This is a genomic window from Vibrio intestinalis (genome assembly GCF_025195085.2).
Classification (GTDB): Bacteria; Pseudomonadota; Gammaproteobacteria; order Enterobacterales; family Vibrionaceae; genus Vibrio; species Vibrio intestinalis.
This window is the reverse complement of the sequence record NZ_JANAVY020000001.1, coordinates 672,076-690,211: the sequence shown is the minus strand read 5'-3', so window position 1 is coordinate 690,211 and position 18,136 is coordinate 672,076. Positions and strand designations below refer to the sequence as shown.

Genomic DNA, 18,136 nt, shown 5'->3' with positions numbered 1-18,136 from the left:
TTTAAACGCTAAGGTAAGGCACGTTGGAACTTAAAAAACTGACCAAAAGCGACCTCGATATCTTGAACTCTATGAGAAACGTCGTCGACGGTATCGCTCGAATGTATGGTGAACACACCGAAGTAGTATTGCATAGCTTAGATGCCGAGCTACCCAAGATAATAAAGATTGCCAATGGTCATGTTACTGAACGAGATGAAGGTGCGCCAATCACTAACTTAGCGTTAATGAAGCTGAAAGAGGGCAAGGACGTTTCGGACTCTTATCTGACTAAGACGAGTTGCGGAAAGGCCTTGCACTCTATTACCACCATCGTTAGAAACCCAAAAAATAAGCCAATTGGTTTGTTGTGTATTAACGTGGATATGGGCGCGCCAGTGCACTCTTTCTTACGAGCAATTTTACCGCCGAATGGGGATTGCTGTAATGAAACGCCATCGCCAGAAACCTTCGCTCGCAATATTGATGAGACAATCGAAAGTACCATTGATACGGTGAAAGAAGAGGTGTGGAGTAACGAGGCTATTTCGCCATCGAAACGTAACCGTGAGGTGGTCACAAGGCTGCATGGCTTGGGCATCTTTAAGATCAAAGATGCAGTGTTAACGGTTGCCAATCAACTGGGTATCTCGCGAGATACTATCTATCTCTACTTAAGAGAATTAGGTTAACTGTTCCAGCTCGGTGATGTTGTCTAAGGCTTGCTTATTGGTTGTACCACACACCACTGGGCAAGGCTTAAATTGGTGGCATACCTTAGGGCGTTCAGGCTGGCCAAATAGCTTGCACAAATTGTCTTCATTGAGCTGAATACAGCGCACACCAGCAGGCTTGCCTTTTGGCATGCCAGGAATGGCAGAAGAAATACTTGGTGCAATGCAGCATGCGCCGCAACCTAATCGACATTCCATAATAATCAGCCCCCAGAAAATAAAGGGGGCTATTATGATGATTTTTGTTGAAATTGGAAGAGGCGACTAGCCCTTCAAGAATCGGTTATAAACAAACAGCAAGACGAACGCACCAACAGTCGCGGTGACAATACTGCCAATGTTGATGCCATCGGCACCACCAAAGCCTAGTAAGCCTCCTAAGAAGCCACCAACAAACGCGCCAGCGATCCCGAGTAGCATAGTGGCTATCCAACCACCTCCATCTTTACCCGGCATTAACCATTTTGCGAGCGCGCCAGCAATTAAACCGAGAATAATCCAAGAAATAATGCCCATGTTCTCTCCTTAATAGAGCTGGATACGTACTAAGCATAGAACATGGTGAGCAGTTTGAGACTTGCACTTTGACAGTGACAAGAGTATAAATCGCACCCTTACAACAAAAGCTAAACTAATAAGCTGACCCAATTAAAACACTGAAGTACTGAGTCTATGAGCGAACAATTCTGGCAAACCAAAACCCTAGAGCAAATGAGCGAGCAAGAGTGGGAATCTCTGTGCGATGGGTGTGGTAAATGTTGCCTACATAAACTTATGGATGAGGATACCGATGAGATTTACTACACCAACGTTGCGTGTAGCTTACTGAACAGCAAAACGTGTTCATGTAAGGATTACCCAAATCGCTTCAATTACGATGAAGAGTGCACCAAGCTCACTCGTGAAGATATTGAAGATTTCCAATGGCTACCTCATACCTGCGCTTATCGCTTAATGGCCAATGGTGAAGGCTTGCCAGAGTGGCATCCATTGATCACTGGCTCAAAATCGGCCATGCATGCAGCAGGTGAAAGCGTGCGCAATAAAGTGGTTTATGAGATTGATGTGGTAAATTGGGAAGATCACATCCTAAATCATCCCAACCGCTAGAACTGGATATTTTGCTACAAAGCCCTCTATTTAGAGGGCTTTGTTATTTTTAGCACTAGGTGTGAAATGACGAGCAGAAAACTCACGCCTGATTGTTTGCTGGTATACACTCAATATTGACGCCTTTTTGATGCTAGATTTATAACTTATTGATAGGCTTCGCGTTATGGCTTTATAAGTGAGGATTCTATGTTGCCACGCCTAATATTGATTGTGTTGTTTAGCTTATGTTCTGTGTTTGCCCATGCGGAGCAAAACGAACAAGAGATTAACCCTTCTAAAACCGAGTTAGCCATCAACTCAATTAACAGTGATATTGCCGATTTATCCCGCAGTTTAACCACTGCCAGTGGTGATGATCGTGATGCCATTCAACTGCAACTGTTTCACAAAAATGAAGAGCTACGTGCGAAGCTGGCGCTTGCGGTTCAAAGTGGCGATTTGCCAGAGGCTTTCTTACTGACTCAAATTCAGAAGCAGAAGAAATACACTCAAGGTGCAACTCAGTATCTGGATGAGAAAATCGGTCAGCTGAGTGAGGAGATCAACAAGGCGAAGACAGAAGAAAAGCTAGCACTGATTAACGATATCCGAGAGTTGCAAAACTACTTAGATTCGATGTATTCGTCGAGTTGGCAAAACTATACGTGGTTGAACAAACTCAATAAGCCTGACGCTAAGTTAGAACAGCAACTGCGCGAGGCAACCAACAGTCGTTTACGTTTGTTGTCCGCCTCGGTTGAGTATTTTAATCAGCAGAATGATTTCACCGCGAACCAATTAGCGTCTAGCCCAGAGTCTGAAAAAGCGAGCATTCAGCTTAATCAATTGATTATTAAGCAGCGATTGGATATTGCCACCACAAGCTTGCGTGCTTTGATTCCCATTGGTGACAACTTAGGCATTGAAACTGCTGAATATAAGCGCTTAGTGTTTGAAGTGACGGGCAGTATTACCCAAGACTTACTCAACGGTAAGGTGATTGTTTCTATCATTTCTAACTGGTCATCGGGTGCGTTTAATTGGTTGGCAGAAAACGCGCCGCAGCACTTTTTCCAGTTGTTAGTGTTCATCTTCATTTTATTGTTCACCAGTGCAATTGCCCGTTTGGCGCGTAAGATTGTTTCGAAAACCGTGGTGTCGAAAAACCTCAAACTGTCACAGTTGATGCAAGACTTCTTTGTTTCGATGTCGAGTAAAGCGGTTTGGGTTATCGGTATTATGGTAGGCCTTTCGCAGATTGGTCTAAACCTAGCCCCAATCCTGACTGGTTTCGGTATTGCGGGTGTGATTATCGGTTTTGCGTTGCAAGACACCTTGTCCAATTTCGCGGCAGGTATGATGCTACTGATCTATCGCCCATTTGATGTGGGAGATTTCGTTTTTGCTGGTGGCGTTGATGGCAAGGTAAGCCATATGAGCTTAGTGAACACCACGATTCGAACCTTTGATAACCAAATCATTATTGTGCCAAACAGCAAAATTTGGGGCGATGTGATTAAGAACGTGACCCATGAGCGCATTCGCCGCGTGGATATGGTGTTTGGGATTGGTTATGCCGATGATTTACTGAAAGCCGAAAGCGTATTAACAGATATTGTTACTGCTCACCCTGCGGTATTACGTACTCCAGAACCAATGATCAAAGTGCATACCTTGAACACTTCATCGGTGGATTTCATTGTTCGCCCATGGGTGAAGACCGACGATTACTGGGATGTATATTGGGACGTAACCAAAGAAGTGAAATTGCGCTTCGACCGTGAAGGAATTTCGATTCCATTCCCACAACAAGATGTGCATTTGCACATGGTTGGGAAACAGGAGTAATCAGCAAAAAAAGAGCGCATCGGCGCTCTTTTTTATGCGGTGTTGATTGCTATAAAGCTAGGGTTGAAAGCTAGTTGACCATGCTCAATAGATAATCACCGAGCACCGAGTGATGCATGATTTTCGAAACGGGCAAGATTTTCTCGGCAGGGCCCCATGCAAACACGTTTACTGGCGTATGGGTGTGTGTACCTGTTCCCCAAACTGTGTTGGTTGCCGTTGCTTGTTCACGCGCTAAGATGTTGCCACGGTCGTTATAAGGGAAGAAAGCATCAAAGTCGTTAATAGCAGGTACTTGTTCTTTCGATAGGTATTTGTGACCAGCTAGACGATATGGGTTTGGCTTGCTCTTTAATACGTTTTCAGCTTGTTTGGCCGTGATAGGGAAATCACTGCTCGCGTTAACAATCTCAGCTAATTTTTCCGGAGTTTGCTGCGCTTTATCGAGTTTTTGAAACTCGCTGATCATGCCGTAGTAGCTTTGTTTTTGGTTGTATAGACCATCAAGAATTTCAAACTGACCAAAATTGAAGTTCGGCGCGTAAGGGCGATCTTTAAATGCTTTTCCTGAACGTTGCTCTGGTTTTGGCAGATCTTGCGATGAGTAGCTAAAGCCGAACGAGCCTGTTTCATGATCGGCGGTGACAATGATTATGGTATCGTCACGGCCTTGCGCCCACTCGTACACAGAGTTAACGGCTTCATCGAACTTGATCATTTCATGCAGCATAGTGCCCGCGTCGTTGCTGTGTCCTGCCCAGTCAATTTGACCACCTTCAACCATCAAGAAAAAGCCATCGTCGTTTTTAGATAATAGATCAATGGCTTTGACTGTCATTTCTTTCAACGTTGGCTGAGTGCGGCTTGGGTCATTTTTAGTTTGGCTGTATTTAATGCCGTCATTCATTCCTGAGTAGGCGAATAAGCCTAGTAACTTATCGCCTTTGGCTTGTTCAAGCATCTTGCGGTTGAACGCCAAGTTGTAGCCAGAATCTTGCGCTTCGAGCAGTAAGTTTCGCTCGTCTTTACGTTTTGATTTTAGATAGACGTCGCCGTGAGTCAGGGTTTTCAGTTGCTGATAAGTGTCGCCCTTATCATTGGTTGATTTAGGAATCCAATGACGAATACCGCCAGAGAGCATGACATCCACACCTGTGTTAAGCATGTCTGAGGCGATGTTGTTTTCTAACGAACGATGCGGCTGGTGGGCAGCAAAAGCGGCGGGTGTTGCGTGGGTAAGGCGGGTATCAGAAACAAGCCCAGTGGCTTTGCCAAGGCGTTTTGCTTTCTCAAGGACTGTTTCTACGTGATTGCCTTTTGAATCGATACCAATCACTTCAGAGGCGGTGTATTGGCCTGTCGCCAGCATGGTAGCTGAACAGGCGGAGTCAACCACTATGGCATCTTCAGGGTGGGTCAAAGAAGAACCAATGACGCCATCATTAGCAAGTTTAAACAGTGCGGTTGGCTGTTTTTTGTAGATAGAGTTAGGCGCTTGATTCGCGTAGGTTTCAAGTAGGCCAACTTGTTGAGGCCCCATGCCATCACCAATCATTAGGATGACGTTTTTGATTTCAGCCGAGGCGGCGCTGAACGTAATGGTGGTTGTTGCCACTGCAGCAACGAGCGGTTTGATTAGGTGCTTCATTTTATATTCCTTCTCCATAAAAGCGGGGTCAGTTAATCATGGAGTGATTGCACTATTGTTACTGCAATGGAAACTTCACCCATCTGTCATAATACGCTGCTTTAAAACAAAAAAAGCCCACATGGAGTGGGCTTTGACTTACGGAAGGAGAATAGGCTAACGAATTATGCCGCGCCGTTAATTACCGCATTGTTAAATTCGATTCGAGCTTGCTGTGCTTGCTCAGAGGCTTGCTGTTTAGCATCTTGAGCTTTGCTCACGTCATCAAGCGCGGCTTGAAGCTCGGCTTGTAGCTCTGCTGGCAAGTGGTGGTCAGCAAACTCTTCCGCACCGCTGTGCTCTAGTGCGAAGGCACGAATACGTTTTTTCACTCTCATCAAATGAGCCATGGCTTCACGTTCGCTTTCTGCTGCATCTTGAGCCGCATCACGGTTTTTCTCAAAGCGCGCCAGCGCAATACCTTCAGAAGACCAAGGGTCCATCTCTGGTAGTTCTTCAATATTGATGGTTGGCTCAACGTAATCTTCTTGATGACGTAAATCTAACGACGTTGCACGTACCGCAGAAATCATCAGCATCACAGAGATACCCAGTAGCGGCAAACCGCCAACAATCGCCGCTGTTTGCAGTGTACTTAGCCCACCCATAAACATCAGTACGGTTGGCAAGAACGATAGAGTAAACGCCCAGAATAGACGGTTCCAACGCATTGGTTCTTCAGATACGTTGTTTTGAACGACCGATGCCAAGATGTAAGAGATAGAGTCAAAGGTTGTCGCAGTAAAGATCACGCAAAGTAGAGTAAATACCGCGATAACGAGCGTGCCCATTGGCAGGGCTTCAAGCATTGAGAAGATCGCTTTAGTCGCACCTTGTGTATTAAGAATGCCTACGATATCCAACTCACCGGAAAGCTGCAGTGACAAGCCGTAGTTGCCTAGAACCATGAAGAATAGGAAGCAACCTAACGAGCCAAAGAAGATAGAGCCAGAGACCATTTGCTTGATTGTTCGGCCACGGGAAATACGCGCGATGAACAAACCCATACTCGGTGCAAAAACTAGCCACCATGCCCAGTAGAAAATTGTCCAATCTTGTGGGAAGTGGGTATTCTCAAATGAGCCGTAGCCACCGAACGGTTCTGCCCATGTAGCCATCAAGAAGAAGTTAGACAACATGCGACCGATAGAGTCTAAGCCTGTTTCAAGCATGAAAATTGTAGGACCAACCGCAAGTACGAAAGCCAATAGACCCATCGCGCCCCAGAAGTTAATGTTGCTCAGTAGCTTGATGCCTTTTTCCATGCCCGCATAAGAGGAGTAACCAAAAATTGCGGTACAGACTAGCAGTACAACGATTTGGCTAAAGGTGGTTTGCGGAATACCAAACAAATAGTTTAGGCCTTCACCAATAAGAGGAGCGGCAAGGCCAAGAGTGGTTGCTGCGCCGCCTAGTAGGCCGAAAATGAATAGCACATCAACAATTTTACCGACGGCGCCTTTACTGCGTTCTTCACCAATGGCTGGCATAAGCGCGCTAGACACTTTCAATACAGGTTGTTTACGTACATAGAAGAAGTATGCGATAGGTAGGGCTGGGATAAGGTAAATTGCCCATGCAATTGGGCCCCAGTGGAAAATACCGTATGTGGCAGCCCAGCGAACGGCTTCTTCACTCCCCGGTTCTAATTGAAATGGTGGTGATTGGTAATAGTATGCCCATTCAATGCAACCCCAATAAAGGATACTTGCACCGATACCACCACAAAACAGCATCGCTGCCCAAGAAGAGGTGGCAAACTCTGGTTTTTCGTCAGGGTCACCTAGCTTGATTTGTCCCATGTCGCTGAACACAACATAGATCATAAAGAAGAAGGCACATAGACCAAGAGCCAAATATAGGAAACCGAGTTTATCGGTCATAAAGGTTTTAGCCACAGCTATCCAATCTGCCCCTTGTTCAGGGAATAAGATTAAAGGGATAACAACAGCCAAAAGAAGGGTAATTGCACCAAAAAAGGTCGGCTTGTCGATAAGCGCGAAGGAATTTTTCACGACAAAGTTCATCCATTAAAAAGTATCTGACCATTATGTGGGGTCAGGCTTTTTAGGTACAAACAGACAATTTTGTCGTGAAGATAAATGGAAATTTTGTGGTACTTGCTTGATAAAAATATCAAGCAAGCATCAATATCAAACCACCAATGGTTGCCGCAGCGGAAACTAATTGCCCTGCAGAATATGAATCGTCTTCCTCTTCTTTTACCTTATCTGGGTGATCCATACCCAGCGCTCCATGAGCAAAGGACTCAACCTTATCGCCGACAGATTTTTCAGGTTTTGCCGCTGAGCTTTCTTTTTCTATTTCTTGTAAAGCGGCAAGCAAGGCTTTGCCTTCTTCAGATAGCGTCACTTTATTCTGCTCTACTTTTAGTGGCGCAGGGCTGTTCGCTGCTTCAGTTGGCTTGGCTTGAGGCTTGACTTGTTGGGCTGGTGTCAGCTTGGCTGGCTCCATTCCTACTGGTGTCATAACTATCTCCTGTAACGGTCCTCAACTAATGTATCGACCAGCATGACTAAAACTTTGATGAATTATTCGCTGATTGAATCAAAAGTTATTTAGCAAAAACCAAGCCACTTTTTGTCCACTAGTATTTGTACGCTTACTGGCAGTGTAACTTTTTGTGTCTGTGATTGATGGAGTGGTAAGCCTTAAGCTGATTCTCTTCTTTTACGTAACGCTGTGGTGGCGCAAGCACAGCCAGTTGATAATCTGTGCTCTCTTGGCTGAGAGTGGTGACAGGGGTAATCACAACCACGTCTAGTTGAGGGTTACGGCGAAGAATAGAAGCTTTGATGCCTAAGCCATTTTCGGTGTGGAATTTACCAGCAATGTGCATAACTTGTTGGTTGGGGAACTTGGTGAGGTGATTGACGATACTTTCTGCCATCGTCTCATCCCATGTGATCTGCGCGGCGTAGTGTTTTTCGGTTTGCTCAGGCTTGCCGTGATGCATTGAAGCCATGAACTTTGATTTATAGGGAGAATCTTGGGTGTTGATCTGATTTGCCACCCAGCTGCGGTGCGTAGAATCTAGCTTTTTGAGATATTCAATACCTTCACGGCCAATACAGCGCACAATAGATTTTGGCGCATTAGAAGCAATGACCGACATTTGGTTACGCTTGGCGAGTTCAATTAAAGGGCGATAATCACTCTCATAGTTTGGCCATGCTTGCGTTTGTTTGATAAAAGTTTGCTCGCCAATTTCACCGGCTAGGTAATTATCGATCACCGCTTGATAAGGGCGTGAAAACTGCTCCATAGATAAGGCAATCGGGCGATTGTTCTTGCTAAGCTGTTTGAGAAGATCGGTCTGGAATCGATGCACCGCACTGTGGGTGTGCCATTCACCTACTAAAATTACGTCCGCGCTAGTTATGGTGCTTGGCAGGCTTGTAAGCTCTATTACTTGGCCTTTCGGCGTTGCAAGTTGATAGTCATAGAAGCTAACAATGGCTTGGGAAGATTGTGATGGAGAAGTGGCCGCGCAAGCGGTGAGTGTAAACGCGCCAAGGGCAATGGATAAAAATTTGCTCATAGTAAGGCCTCTAATAACCATCCTAGTTAAGTGTAGAGTACGAAGTTAACCAAACAGAGTTCATTGATGTGGTTAACGTACTCTCACTTTTTAGAGAGTAATAGAGACCTTAGTGATGCTCAACGTTTATTCCGCTGATGCTGGCTGTTTACGATAAACGCGAATCATAAAATCGACTTCGCAATCAAACTGCGGAGTTGATTTAAGCATGTCACGCAGCTCATCGCTGGCTTTCCAAGCGAAAGGCGTCATCTGTAATAGATCAAATCCGTGGCCCTGTTTAAGCGGCATAACGTAATTGAGTATCTCTTGATGCTCTAACTCAAACCCTTCGATCTGCTCTGGCTTTTCGTCATGCAGTCTGACGTCTTGGTAGATATGTTCACGCAGTTGATAAAGGTGACGGCCAGCCGGAGAAACAGTAATCACAACGCCGTTATCTTTAATACAGCGCTGCAACTCTTGCGCTTTACATGGCGCATAGATACGTAGAATCGCGTCTAAGCTTTGGTCAGAAAAAGGCAGGCGATGGCTAGAAGCCACACTGAATTGGCAATTGTGGTAGCGTTTTGATGCGTAACGGATAGCCACTTTAGAGATATCCAAACCAAACACTTGCGCTGACGCTGATTGTGCCAACAACTGCTGAGCTACTTCATTCGTGTAGTAACCTTCACCACAACCAATATCAAGCAGCTGATGCTCGGTACCTTGAACAAATTGAGCACACAGTTGGGCGATCTTCTTCTTCATCGGCTGGTAGTAATCGCATTCAAGAAAGCGGCGACGAGCTTGCATCATCTCTTTGTTATCACCGGGATCTTTAGAGCGTTTATGATGCGCGGGCATCAAGTTCACATAGCCTTCTTTAGCTAGGTCAAACGAGTGGTTATTAGCACAGCGATATGTGCGATCTGAAAATGTCAGCGATTGATGACAAAGCGGGCATTGGTACGGCATGGAAATCTTAACCTATTTTAACTGGGGTGGAGTGTAGCAAAAAACGGCCAGGATAGATAAATAGATATGATCTTGAGCCACGTTTAATCATTTAGTTGTTTAATTTGCTGTTTGTACCTTAGCCAAAAGTTAACTCTGTGTTTTGCTTCAAGTTTTGCCTGAAATAGATAGTGCTATCATCAGCCTTGTCTATATGTAAACAATTGCAATGCATAGGAGTGTGCCGTTAACGTGTTCAATCAACAGAGAACCGTTAATGAGAAGATTGGGAAATCATAACTATAAACAAACAATAGTAATGGTATTTGGGCTCTATTTATGGATTTAAGCAAAATGACGCTAAAGCGGCTGCTGACATTAATTATTGGCGGCATATTAGTTGTCACTGTACTCGGCGTTTCGCTGTTTAGTTACAACACTTTTCAAAACTACAATCTCGAAGAATCCGTTAACTTCAGAAAACAACAAGGCTTGTCTGTCTCGATTCAGGTTGATCAATATGTCACTAATATTGAGCAACGTTTGGGTGCGATCAGCGAGGCAATGCAATATCAAAATGGTCAGGTGTTAAATGAAGCGACCATTTTTAACATGCTCAAGGACTTAAATAAGACCGTTGGCGCTAGTGCAACGTACATCGTCTTTGATAATGGCTCATCTCTAGAACATACCGGTGAAAAATTTAGCGGGATGAGCTTGGGAGGGGAGTGGTTCTCTGGACCGAAATCAGGCAAGCCATTCGTACTAACGGAACCGAGTGTCGATCAGATCTCTGGCAAATTACTTTCATCTTTAACAGTGCCAGTGATGAAAGATGGTGTCTTCATCGGTGTTGCAGGTACAGATATTTCATCTGACGTTTGGCTTAAGTTGGTTGAAGAGAACGTGCCTGATGGCCAACTGTTCTTAATTGATGGCAACGACAACATCTTGTTCACTCAATATCCTGACTTGCTGAGTAAGAACATTTATGAAGTTAGACCAATGTACCAAGATTTTGATGGCTCACACATCACTTACCAAATTAACGGCAGTGATGAGCATATTGGTACCAAAAATGGCCCTAACCCACATGGACTAACCGTATTCACTTACGAACCGATGGTGGAAATCCTCGCGCCAAGTAAAGAAATGCTGCAGTTCTCTTTGTGGTCAGCTCTTGCATTCATCCTAATCAGTTTAGGCGTGATATACATGGTGATTCAAAAGCTCATCTATGTACCTATTGGTGGCGAACCAAAACACATCCAGCACATCATTGAACGCATAGCAGAAGGGGATTTAACCGTTGATGCGAAGGCGAAAGGTAATGACACGGGTGTCTATGCCGCGACGGTATCTATGGTAGCAAACCTAAGAGCGATGGTTGGTCGTATTAACACTCAGTCTAATCATATTGAGAGCACGTCCTCAGAGTTAGCGAACCTTGCGGAAAATACCCGCAGCAGCTCGACTGACCAAATATCGCAAATGGAACTGACTTCTACCGCGATGAATGAGATGGTCTCCACTGTTGAGGAAATTTCTCGCAATGCACAACATGCTTCTACATCGGCGACCGATGCATTTGAACACGCGCAGCTTGGTGCTGAAGTGACAACCGAAACTTCGGAAGTGATTAACAAACTCGGTCAAGATATCGAGCTAGTGGCTGAAACCATTACTGAGCTAAAACATGAAACGGGTAACGTTGCTAATGTATTGAACGTGATTCGTGACATTGCGGAACAAACCAACTTATTGGCACTTAATGCGGCAATTGAGGCGGCACGTGCAGGTGAGCAGGGGCGTGGCTTTGCGGTTGTAGCAGACGAAGTACGCTCTTTAGCGAGTAGAACTCAAAACAGTATTGAAGAAATCAACCAGACGATTGGTAAGCTGCAAACAGTGGCGGAAACGGCGGTAGATTCAATGGTGCAAAGTCAGAATCAAACCCAAGGTGCGATTGAAATGGCAAGCAAAGCGAGAGACTCGTTAAGCTCCATTTTAAGCTCTGTGGATATGATTCAAGACATGAACGCGCAAATTGCGACAGCAGCGGAAGAGCAAAATGCAGTGGCGCAGGAAATAAACCAATCTGTGGTGGCTGTGAATAGCTTGGCGACTCACACTAATGACAATGCCATGCAGACGGAAGAGTCGACTAGAAATCTGTCGTTGGTGGTAGAAAGCTTAGCGGAGATTACCAATAAGTTTAAAGTGTAGCTCAGCTGGGACTTAGCCGAGTTGGGGGATGACTCAGAACGGGCTGATTAAGGTATATAGCTAAAACTAAAAACACAAAGGCAGTAGTATGAATATACCACTGCCTTTTTTATCGTTTAATCTCGCTTGTTAGTTAAGCGCGTCGCTTAGCTTGCAGAGATAACTGTGCTTAGTGCGTAGCTTTCATCAGGTTGAAGGGTAATACCTTCATTGATGCTAGGCGCGTGTACTGTGGACTCAACACAAAGCATGGTTTGGTAACCATCATCTTGCATGTCACCCATACCTTGAGCGCCAGCCGCCCATGGGTTCCAAAGTACTGCAGAGTTGTGGCCGTGGTTTTCAATGTTGATTACACGGTTGATAACAGGGTCTGACACTTTAATTACCGCTTCAGGTTTTGTGTAAACACGGTCGATAGTGTCAGTCAGCACTAGTGTTTCACCGCCTTGGCAAACCTTATCTTCAAGCAAGCTGTCGATGTATTCGTTACCCATGCCGGTCGTCTGTGCCTTTTCAATATCACCTACGTTTAGGTAGGTGTGCAATGCACCAGAGAATGTCCATGCATCGTCGTCGATATTGGTTACTTTTAGAGTAACTTTAAGCTCATCACCAACTTCAACAAGAAGGCGTGCATCAAACATATGTGGCCAAATGTCGTGAGTTTCTTCACTTGGGAATAGGGCAAGTTCGACAATAACGCCGTTGTCATTTTCACGGTGTTCAACCAGTTCCCACACTGTGCTGCGAGCGAAGCCATGAGCAGGCGCAGCAATGCGACCAAACCATGGCCAACAAACAGGAATACCACCACGAAGCGCTTTAGCGCCATCGAATACTGCTTCTTCGCTCATCCAAATCAGATCTTGTTGACCTGCAGGTTGGTAAGAAACCACATGACCACCAAACAGCGAGATACCAGCGGTCGCTTTGTCGTGGATGATGCGAACGATTTTTACGTTGTCTTTTTCTACAATTGTTACGTTGTCAGAGAGAACCGTATGGGCAGGGAGTGAGACTAAATCCATCGTTTAAGTCCTTTTGTTAGTCAAATGCCAACAGAAATTTTGGATACAAAAAAGGCGACTATAAAGTCGCCTTTTTAAAAGTCATACGCTAATTGCGCATCCTAAGAAATTACTTAGAGATGTGAGCGATTAGGTCTAGAACTTTGTTTGAGTAACCGATTTCGTTGTCGTACCAAGATACAACTTTAACGAAGTTATCAGTTAGAGCGATACCAGCTTTAGCATCGAATACTGAAGTTTGAACTTCACCGATGAAGTCTTGAGAAACAACTTGGTCTTCAGTGTAGCCTAGAACGCCTTTTAGTTCGCCTTCAGAAGCTTCTTTCATTGCTGCACAGATAGCTTCGTAAGATGCGCCTTTCTCTAGGTTAACTGTTAGGTCAACTACAGAAACGTTAGCTGTTGGTACGCGGAAAGCCATACCAGTTAGTTTGCCGTTTAGTTCTGGAAGAACAACGCCTACAGCTTTAGCAGCACCAGTTGAAGATGGGATGATGTTCTGAGAAGCACCACGACCACCGCGCCAGTCTTTAGCAGAAGGACCGTCAACAGTTTTTTGAGTTGCTGTAGTAGCGTGAACTGTAGTCATAAGACCAGAAACGATACCGAACTTGTCGTTAAGAACTTTAGCAACAGGTGCTAGACAGTTAGTAGTACAAGAAGCGTTAGAAACGATGTCTTGACCAGCGTAAGTGTCTTGGTTAACACCCATAACGATCATTGGAGTTGCGTCTTTAGAAGGACCAGTTAGAACAACTTTCTTCGCGCCAGCAGTGATGTGCTTACGTGCAGTCTCGTCAGTTAGGAAAAGACCAGTAGCTTCAGCAACAACGTCTACGTCGATTGCATCCCACTTAAGATCTTCTGGGTTACGCTCAGCAGTAACACGTACAGTCTTACCGTTAACGATTAGGTTACCACCTTCAACTTCAACAGTACCGTTGAAACGGCCGTGAGTTGAATCGTACTTAAGCATGTATGCCATGTACTCTACGTCGATTAGGTCGTTAATACCTACTACTTCGATGTCGTTACGCTCTTGCGCTGCACGGAAAACGAAACGGCCGATACGGCCGAAACCGTTAATACCTACTTTGATAGTCATTATAGTTGCTCCACAACTTAATTTCTGATTAAAGATAACTGGTAGTAAAATTACAGAATCCAGTAAACATCTGCAACAGATAATCGGACTTAACTTGTTTAAAGTCAAAAAAAACAGACGCTTTTTTTCACAATTAGTCGCAAACGGTTATCTTTTAGACGGATCGTAGATTTTTATCCTATCCAGTTGACGTAAAATGTTATTGGCGACTCAAATCCTATCCTGGATTTTGCATCGCGCTATCTCGGTGAGAAAGTATGTGCTACAAAGGCTGCTTGGTGCAAGTTTTTCACTGAAATTTAGATAATAATAAAGTAAAAAATGGAGAAGTAATCAGATGGAAAAGAAGTCGAAAAGCGTCGTGAAGTCAGATGAATACTGGCGTGAGACGTTATCTGATGAACAGTATCGAGTCTGTCGACTGCAAGGAACAGAAGCCCCTTTTAGTGGCACGCTGCTGCATAACAGAGAAAGTGGCATTTATCACTGTACTTGTTGTAATGCTGAATTATTTCAATCAGATAATAAGTATGATTCAGGATGTGGCTGGCCGAGTTTTGATGCGCCTATTGATGCGCAGGCGATTCGCTATTTAGAAGATCTAAGTCACGGAATGAAGCGAATCGAGATTCGTTGTTCCGCTTGTGATAGCCACCTAGGCCACGTTTTTAATGATGGCCCGCCATCTACCGGTGAACGTTACTGTGTTAATTCGGTGTCGTTAATTTTCAACAATCCACAAAAAAGCGGTGAATAATTCACCGCTGATTGTTTTATCCTTTCAATTTGAATCTGGCGTTATTGATAGTTTGCAAGCATACCCGCTCGGAATGCACCATCTTCAATAGCGTCTTGGACTTCACTCGCGACATCATCCAGTTGATCGTATTTTTCTTGATCAAATCCGTACATAAGTTGGCGGCCACTGGCTGAAGCAATCGCAACATCAAAGCCGCTTGCGACTTGCGCCCAAATATACGCTTGTTCTTTACGATTCAAATTAAAGTTAATGCTCGCTAGGGATTTTAGAATCTCAGTATTAACTTTCTTGCCGTCAGATAGCTCAAGCGCACGGTGCAGTAGGTAAACGGTTTTTTCTGCATCTCGTGAGGTATAGAAAGTAGCAAGTGCGTATTGCATCTCTGAGGTTTCAAGTGCTGGCGAGCCTTCCATTCTTAGGAACAAACGCTGAGCTTGATCATCGCCTTCTTGACTCCATAAGAAGTAAAGAGCTTGAGGGGAGGTTGAGCGCTTAAGCTCTTGCACCAATCGAGTTTTCTCTTCACCCGCATGCATTAAAGCCGTAAAGCGTTTGTCTTTACGGTTGTTTTGATCGATAGGTTGGATTTGCGCGGCAAGAGAGAGGCATTTCTCATACTCGGCAAGAATATGGTATTCCTCAATTTTGTTTTCATCAGTCGGCTGTTTTAGAACTTCAAAACGGTGCCAAACCAAATCAGTACGTGGAACACGGCATTGGCCATCGTCCATATTGAGAAGCTCACAGCGTAAGGCTGGGTTGTCAGAACAGAGTTGCTCGGTGTTTTTTCTTCCTTCAAAACACCCAACAAGCGCAAAGCTTAAGCCTATCGTGGCGGCCAATGTTAGTTTATTCATAATTCAATGCTTGTGATCAATTACACTTATTAAAAGGAGTCTTCTTGACTCCGTTATTGAGCCAGTTATGTTTTGCTCAAACGATAATGATAAGGAAACATCATGGATGCCGAGCAATTAGTCAACGCCATTACTCCGGAAGCCTATCAACGCCTGCTTTACGCGGTGGAAACCGGGAAATGGCCAGAAGGTGAAACTCTTACTCAACAACAACGTGATTCTTGTATGCAAGCTGTGATGCTTTATCAGTCTAAACATAATAGTGAAGCTGAGCATATGACAGTGGCACAAGGCGGTGAAATTAGCTTTAAATCGAAAGCAGAACTCAAAAAGCAGTTTCACGCTGATCAGGGCGATATTGTACGAGTAAATCCAAATAAGGCAGACTAAAAACTCTGTATTCAAGATAGCACAGTTGCTGAGTTTTTCTTAAAGCAACAATGGCTTATCGTTTATGGGTTACATATTAAAAAGGTAGATGAGTGATCATCTACCTTTTTTTTCGATTTATCCGCAGCACTTCTTAAATTTTTTACCGCTGCCACAAATACAAGGATCGTTTCGGCCAACTTTCACGCTGTGAACAGGTTCGTTTAAGCGAGAGTCTTGCTCTGGTTGCGGAAATTCGCCATCAATGTAATACCACAAACCATCTTCACGCACGAAGCGAGATCGTTCTTCAAGGCAGTATTGTTTATCGTCTTGGTTGAAGTAAGCCTTGAACGTGACAAACCCTTCGTCGGCAAGAGTGCTTGGCTCTGCACTGACAACCTCAAGCTTGGCCCAATCACTATCAATGGACTCCGCAATGGCTTCTCGCTGTTGTTCTGCTTGGCAGCTCGGATGATAAGTGTTAACAACAAAGTCCACTAAGCCTTTTACATGGGCGCTGTAGCGAGAACGCATTAGCTGATCAGGAGTTTTTGCTTGGGAGTGATCTCGATGGATAGGGGAGCAGCACTGTTCGTAGTCATTAGCTGCGCCGCAAGGGCATGAATTCATGGGGATACCGACATTAGCCTCAGTAGAATGATGCTAAGTGTATTGAGCTAGTTAGGGGATGTAAACCTTTACAGCTCGACGTCGAGCAGTTCGGCAGTCCATTTCACTGACTCTTCGTAAGCCTTTGCAATTTGGTCTTCGTTAAGTTTGAGCTGCTCAGTGTAGATTGCCGCTTTATCCCACTCTGCTTTCTCATAGGCTTTAACTAGCCGCAGCAAAGTGCCTAACTTGCCCTGATGCTCTAACAATGCGTTAGTCACTGTTTCTTCAATGGGCATTTCGTCGACGATTTGTTTGAGCGGTCGGTCAAGCAGTGAATCGAGCAGAGAAAACATACCGGTCAAAAAGGCTTGCGACGACGATACCTTCATTGAAGGGCATTGCGCGATCATTTGGCAAAACTTAGCTCGCTGCATTGACAAGGTATAGAGGTAGTCTGGTTTATCGTCTTTAGTAGTTGAAATGGAAACTAATGAGATGAACTTTCGCAATCGCTCTTCACCTAAATAAATAAGCGCTTGGCGGAAAGACTCAATCTTTTTGGTAATTAGGTACGAAGAGTTTACAAAGCTAAGTAGCTTGTATGACAAGGTGACATCTTTGGCTATTAAGTCTTCAATTTTAACCAGGTCAAGTTCGCTGTTCGCCACTTCGGTAATGAGCTGAATGACAGTCAAAAGCGAGGGCTCTAGCGACTTTTTTTGGATGACCTCCGGTTTGCTAAAGAAGTAACCTTGGAAGTATTTAAACCCAGCCTGTTTAGCCTGTTCAAACTCTTGTAAGGTTTCCACTTTTTCAGCCAGAAATTCAATTTTGGTTTTTGCGAGTTTTTGTATGTAGAGCTTGGCTTTTTCGATCGGCACGATACGAATATCGAACTTGATGATCGACACATAAGGCAAAAATGCGCGCCATTCTTTACTAGGGACAAAATCATCCAGCGCTATTTTGTACCCTTGTTTGGCTAATGAGCGAACCGCGTTAAGCAGTTCTTCAGTTGGCTGACAATCTTCTAAAATTTCCACCACCAAGCTTTTCGCTGGGAATAGGGCAGGCACTTCGTTAATCAAACTTAAGTAGGGAAAGTTTACAAAGCCAAGTTTGTCGCCAATGGCATCTTGCTGAGCAGTTAAGAAATGATCGGAGAGAAGTTGGCTAGTCGCTAAGTTAGGATCAATATCTGGAAAGGAATTATTGGGCCCATCTCGGAACAAAAGCTCGTAAGCAATCGTTTTCTTATCGATGTCTAATATGGGCTGTCGCGCGAAGTAAGAGTATTTCAAGATATACATCAACCTAGGTTTTATCTAAGCG

The 18,136-nt window shown here is 44.5% G+C and carries 18 protein-coding genes; 6 read left to right on the top strand and 12 right to left on the bottom strand.

All coding sequences use genetic code 11. The annotated features are described in order from the left end of the window. The first annotated feature begins 23 nt into the window (after window positions 1–23). On the top strand, window positions 24–671 hold the full coding sequence (locus MU515_RS03010) for a helix-turn-helix transcriptional regulator (protein ID WP_260258894.1): 648 nt from the start codon (window positions 24–26) through the stop codon (window positions 669–671). On the opposite strand, the gene MU515_RS03005 is transcribed toward MU515_RS03010, so the two are convergent. After that, window positions 663–911 (bottom strand): YkgJ family cysteine cluster protein, encoded by a 249-nt coding sequence (locus tag MU515_RS03005; protein WP_260258893.1) that lies wholly within the window; start codon window positions 909–911, stop codon window positions 663–665. The two genes, MU515_RS03010 and MU515_RS03005, sit on opposite strands and share 9 nt — an antisense overlap. Before the next feature lie 66 nt (window positions 912–977). Continuing rightward, the gene (locus MU515_RS03000; RefSeq protein WP_260258892.1) at window positions 978–1,229 is read right to left on the bottom strand and encodes a GlsB/YeaQ/YmgE family stress response membrane protein; all 252 of its coding nucleotides are present in this window, start codon (window positions 1,227–1,229) and stop codon (window positions 978–980) included. Between the two features lie 156 nt (window positions 1,230–1,385). Here MU515_RS03000 and MU515_RS02995 point away from each other — a divergent pair, with 156 nt between their 5' ends. Together MU515_RS02995 and MU515_RS02990 are read left to right on the top strand one after the other, a co-directional pair. Continuing rightward, window positions 1,386–1,823 (top strand): YcgN family cysteine cluster protein, encoded by a 438-nt coding sequence (locus MU515_RS02995; RefSeq protein ID WP_260258891.1) that lies wholly within the window; start codon window positions 1,386–1,388, stop codon window positions 1,821–1,823. Between the two features lie 189 nt (window positions 1,824–2,012). Continuing rightward, window positions 2,013–3,653 (top strand): mechanosensitive ion channel domain-containing protein, encoded by a 1,641-nt coding sequence (locus tag MU515_RS02990; RefSeq protein WP_260258890.1) that lies wholly within the window; start codon window positions 2,013–2,015, stop codon window positions 3,651–3,653. Between the two features lie 70 nt (window positions 3,654–3,723). Here the strand turns inward: MU515_RS02990 and MU515_RS02985 are convergent, their stop codons facing one another. The 5 genes from MU515_RS02985 to rlmA form a co-directional block, all read right to left on the bottom strand. Then, a complete protein-coding gene (locus MU515_RS02985) occupies window positions 3,724–5,301 on the bottom strand; it encodes an alkaline phosphatase (RefSeq protein ID WP_260258889.1) in 1,578 nt (525 codons plus the stop codon). Window positions 5,302–5,465: 164 nt separating this feature from the next. Next, the gene (locus MU515_RS02980; protein ID WP_260258888.1) at window positions 5,466–7,355 is read right to left on the bottom strand and encodes a BCCT family transporter; all 1,890 of its coding nucleotides are present in this window, start codon (window positions 7,353–7,355) and stop codon (window positions 5,466–5,468) included. 121 nt (window positions 7,356–7,476) lie between these two features. Next, a complete protein-coding gene (locus tag MU515_RS02975) occupies window positions 7,477–7,830 on the bottom strand; it encodes a hypothetical protein (RefSeq protein WP_260258887.1) in 354 nt (117 codons plus the stop codon). A gap of 133 nt (window positions 7,831–7,963) precedes the next feature. Further along, the gene (locus tag MU515_RS02970; RefSeq protein WP_260258886.1) at window positions 7,964–8,902 is read right to left on the bottom strand and encodes a ChaN family lipoprotein; all 939 of its coding nucleotides are present in this window, start codon (window positions 8,900–8,902) and stop codon (window positions 7,964–7,966) included. A 126-nt stretch (window positions 8,903–9,028) separates the two neighbouring features. Next, window positions 9,029–9,862, bottom strand: coding sequence for a 23S rRNA (guanine(745)-N(1))-methyltransferase (gene rlmA, locus MU515_RS02965; protein ID WP_260258885.1), 834 nt, complete (start codon window positions 9,860–9,862; stop codon window positions 9,029–9,031). A 318-nt stretch (window positions 9,863–10,180) separates the two neighbouring features. Between rlmA and MU515_RS02960 the strand changes: the two genes are divergently transcribed. Continuing rightward, the gene (locus MU515_RS02960; RefSeq protein WP_260258884.1) at window positions 10,181–12,067 is read left to right on the top strand and encodes a methyl-accepting chemotaxis protein; all 1,887 of its coding nucleotides are present in this window, start codon (window positions 10,181–10,183) and stop codon (window positions 12,065–12,067) included. Between the two features lie 146 nt (window positions 12,068–12,213). Here the strand turns inward: MU515_RS02960 and MU515_RS02955 are convergent, their stop codons facing one another. Both MU515_RS02955 and gap read right to left on the bottom strand, forming a co-directional pair. Continuing rightward, window positions 12,214–13,098, bottom strand: coding sequence for a D-hexose-6-phosphate mutarotase (locus MU515_RS02955; RefSeq protein WP_260258883.1), 885 nt, complete (start codon window positions 13,096–13,098; stop codon window positions 12,214–12,216). A 109-nt stretch (window positions 13,099–13,207) separates the two neighbouring features. After that, complete coding sequence (gene gap / locus MU515_RS02950) at window positions 13,208–14,203, bottom strand: type I glyceraldehyde-3-phosphate dehydrogenase (RefSeq protein ID WP_260258882.1); 996 nt, start codon at window positions 14,201–14,203, stop codon at window positions 13,208–13,210. Window positions 14,204–14,540: 337 nt separating this feature from the next. Between gap and msrB the strand changes: the two genes are divergently transcribed. Beyond that, the gene (gene msrB, locus MU515_RS02945) at window positions 14,541–14,960 is read left to right on the top strand and encodes a peptide-methionine (R)-S-oxide reductase MsrB (RefSeq protein WP_260258881.1); all 420 of its coding nucleotides are present in this window, start codon (window positions 14,541–14,543) and stop codon (window positions 14,958–14,960) included. A 41-nt stretch (window positions 14,961–15,001) separates the two neighbouring features. On the opposite strand, the gene MU515_RS02940 is transcribed toward msrB, so the two are convergent. Further along, window positions 15,002–15,820, bottom strand: a complete 819-nt coding sequence (locus tag MU515_RS02940; protein WP_260258880.1) for a DUF2989 domain-containing protein — start codon at window positions 15,818–15,820, stop codon at window positions 15,002–15,004. Between the two features lie 102 nt (window positions 15,821–15,922). Between MU515_RS02940 and MU515_RS02935 the strand changes: the two genes are divergently transcribed. Beyond that, complete coding sequence (locus MU515_RS02935; protein ID WP_260258879.1) at window positions 15,923–16,210, top strand: YeaC family protein; 288 nt, start codon at window positions 15,923–15,925, stop codon at window positions 16,208–16,210. Between the two features lie 117 nt (window positions 16,211–16,327). Here MU515_RS02935 and MU515_RS02930 read toward each other — a convergent pair whose 3' ends face one another. Together MU515_RS02930 and MU515_RS02925 are read right to left on the bottom strand one after the other, a co-directional pair. Next, the gene (locus tag MU515_RS02930; protein WP_260258878.1) at window positions 16,328–16,822 is read right to left on the bottom strand and encodes a YchJ family protein; all 495 of its coding nucleotides are present in this window, start codon (window positions 16,820–16,822) and stop codon (window positions 16,328–16,330) included. A gap of 68 nt (window positions 16,823–16,890) precedes the next feature. Continuing rightward, entirely contained in the window at window positions 16,891–18,105 is a 1,215-nt protein-coding gene (locus MU515_RS02925) for an EAL and HDOD domain-containing protein (protein ID WP_260259176.1), read from the bottom strand. Window positions 18,106–18,136 lie beyond the last annotated feature (31 nt).

Coding starts and splice junctions, on each gene's coding strand:
- MU515_RS03005 (WP_260258893.1), bottom strand. CDS start 911: ATGGAATGTCGATTAGGTTGCGGCGCATGCTGCATTGCACCAAGTATT.
- MU515_RS03000 (WP_260258892.1), bottom strand. CDS start 1,229: ATGGGCATTATTTCTTGGATTATTCTCGGTTTAATTGCTGGCGCGCTC.
- MU515_RS02995 (WP_260258891.1), top strand. CDS start 1,386: ATGAGCGAACAATTCTGGCAAACCAAAACCCTAGAGCAAATGAGCGAG.
- MU515_RS02990 (WP_260258890.1), top strand. CDS start 2,013: ATGTTGCCACGCCTAATATTGATTGTGTTGTTTAGCTTATGTTCTGTG.
- MU515_RS02985 (WP_260258889.1), bottom strand. CDS start 5,301: ATGAAGCACCTAATCAAACCGCTCGTTGCTGCAGTGGCAACAACCACC.
- MU515_RS02975 (WP_260258887.1), bottom strand. CDS start 7,830: ATGACACCAGTAGGAATGGAGCCAGCCAAGCTGACACCAGCCCAACAA.
- MU515_RS02970 (WP_260258886.1), bottom strand. CDS start 8,902: ATGAGCAAATTTTTATCCATTGCCCTTGGCGCGTTTACACTCACCGCT.
- rlmA (WP_260258885.1), bottom strand. CDS start 9,862: ATGCCGTACCAATGCCCGCTTTGTCATCAATCGCTGACATTTTCAGAT.
- MU515_RS02960 (WP_260258884.1), top strand. CDS start 10,181: ATGGATTTAAGCAAAATGACGCTAAAGCGGCTGCTGACATTAATTATT.
- MU515_RS02955 (WP_260258883.1), bottom strand. CDS start 13,098: ATGGATTTAGTCTCACTCCCTGCCCATACGGTTCTCTCTGACAACGTA.
- gap (WP_260258882.1), bottom strand. CDS start 14,203: ATGACTATCAAAGTAGGTATTAACGGTTTCGGCCGTATCGGCCGTTTC.
- msrB (WP_260258881.1), top strand. CDS start 14,541: ATGGAAAAGAAGTCGAAAAGCGTCGTGAAGTCAGATGAATACTGGCGT.
- MU515_RS02940 (WP_260258880.1), bottom strand. CDS start 15,820: ATGAATAAACTAACATTGGCCGCCACGATAGGCTTAAGCTTTGCGCTT.
- MU515_RS02935 (WP_260258879.1), top strand. CDS start 15,923: ATGGATGCCGAGCAATTAGTCAACGCCATTACTCCGGAAGCCTATCAA.
- MU515_RS02930 (WP_260258878.1), bottom strand. CDS start 16,822: ATGAATTCATGCCCTTGCGGCGCAGCTAATGACTACGAACAGTGCTGC.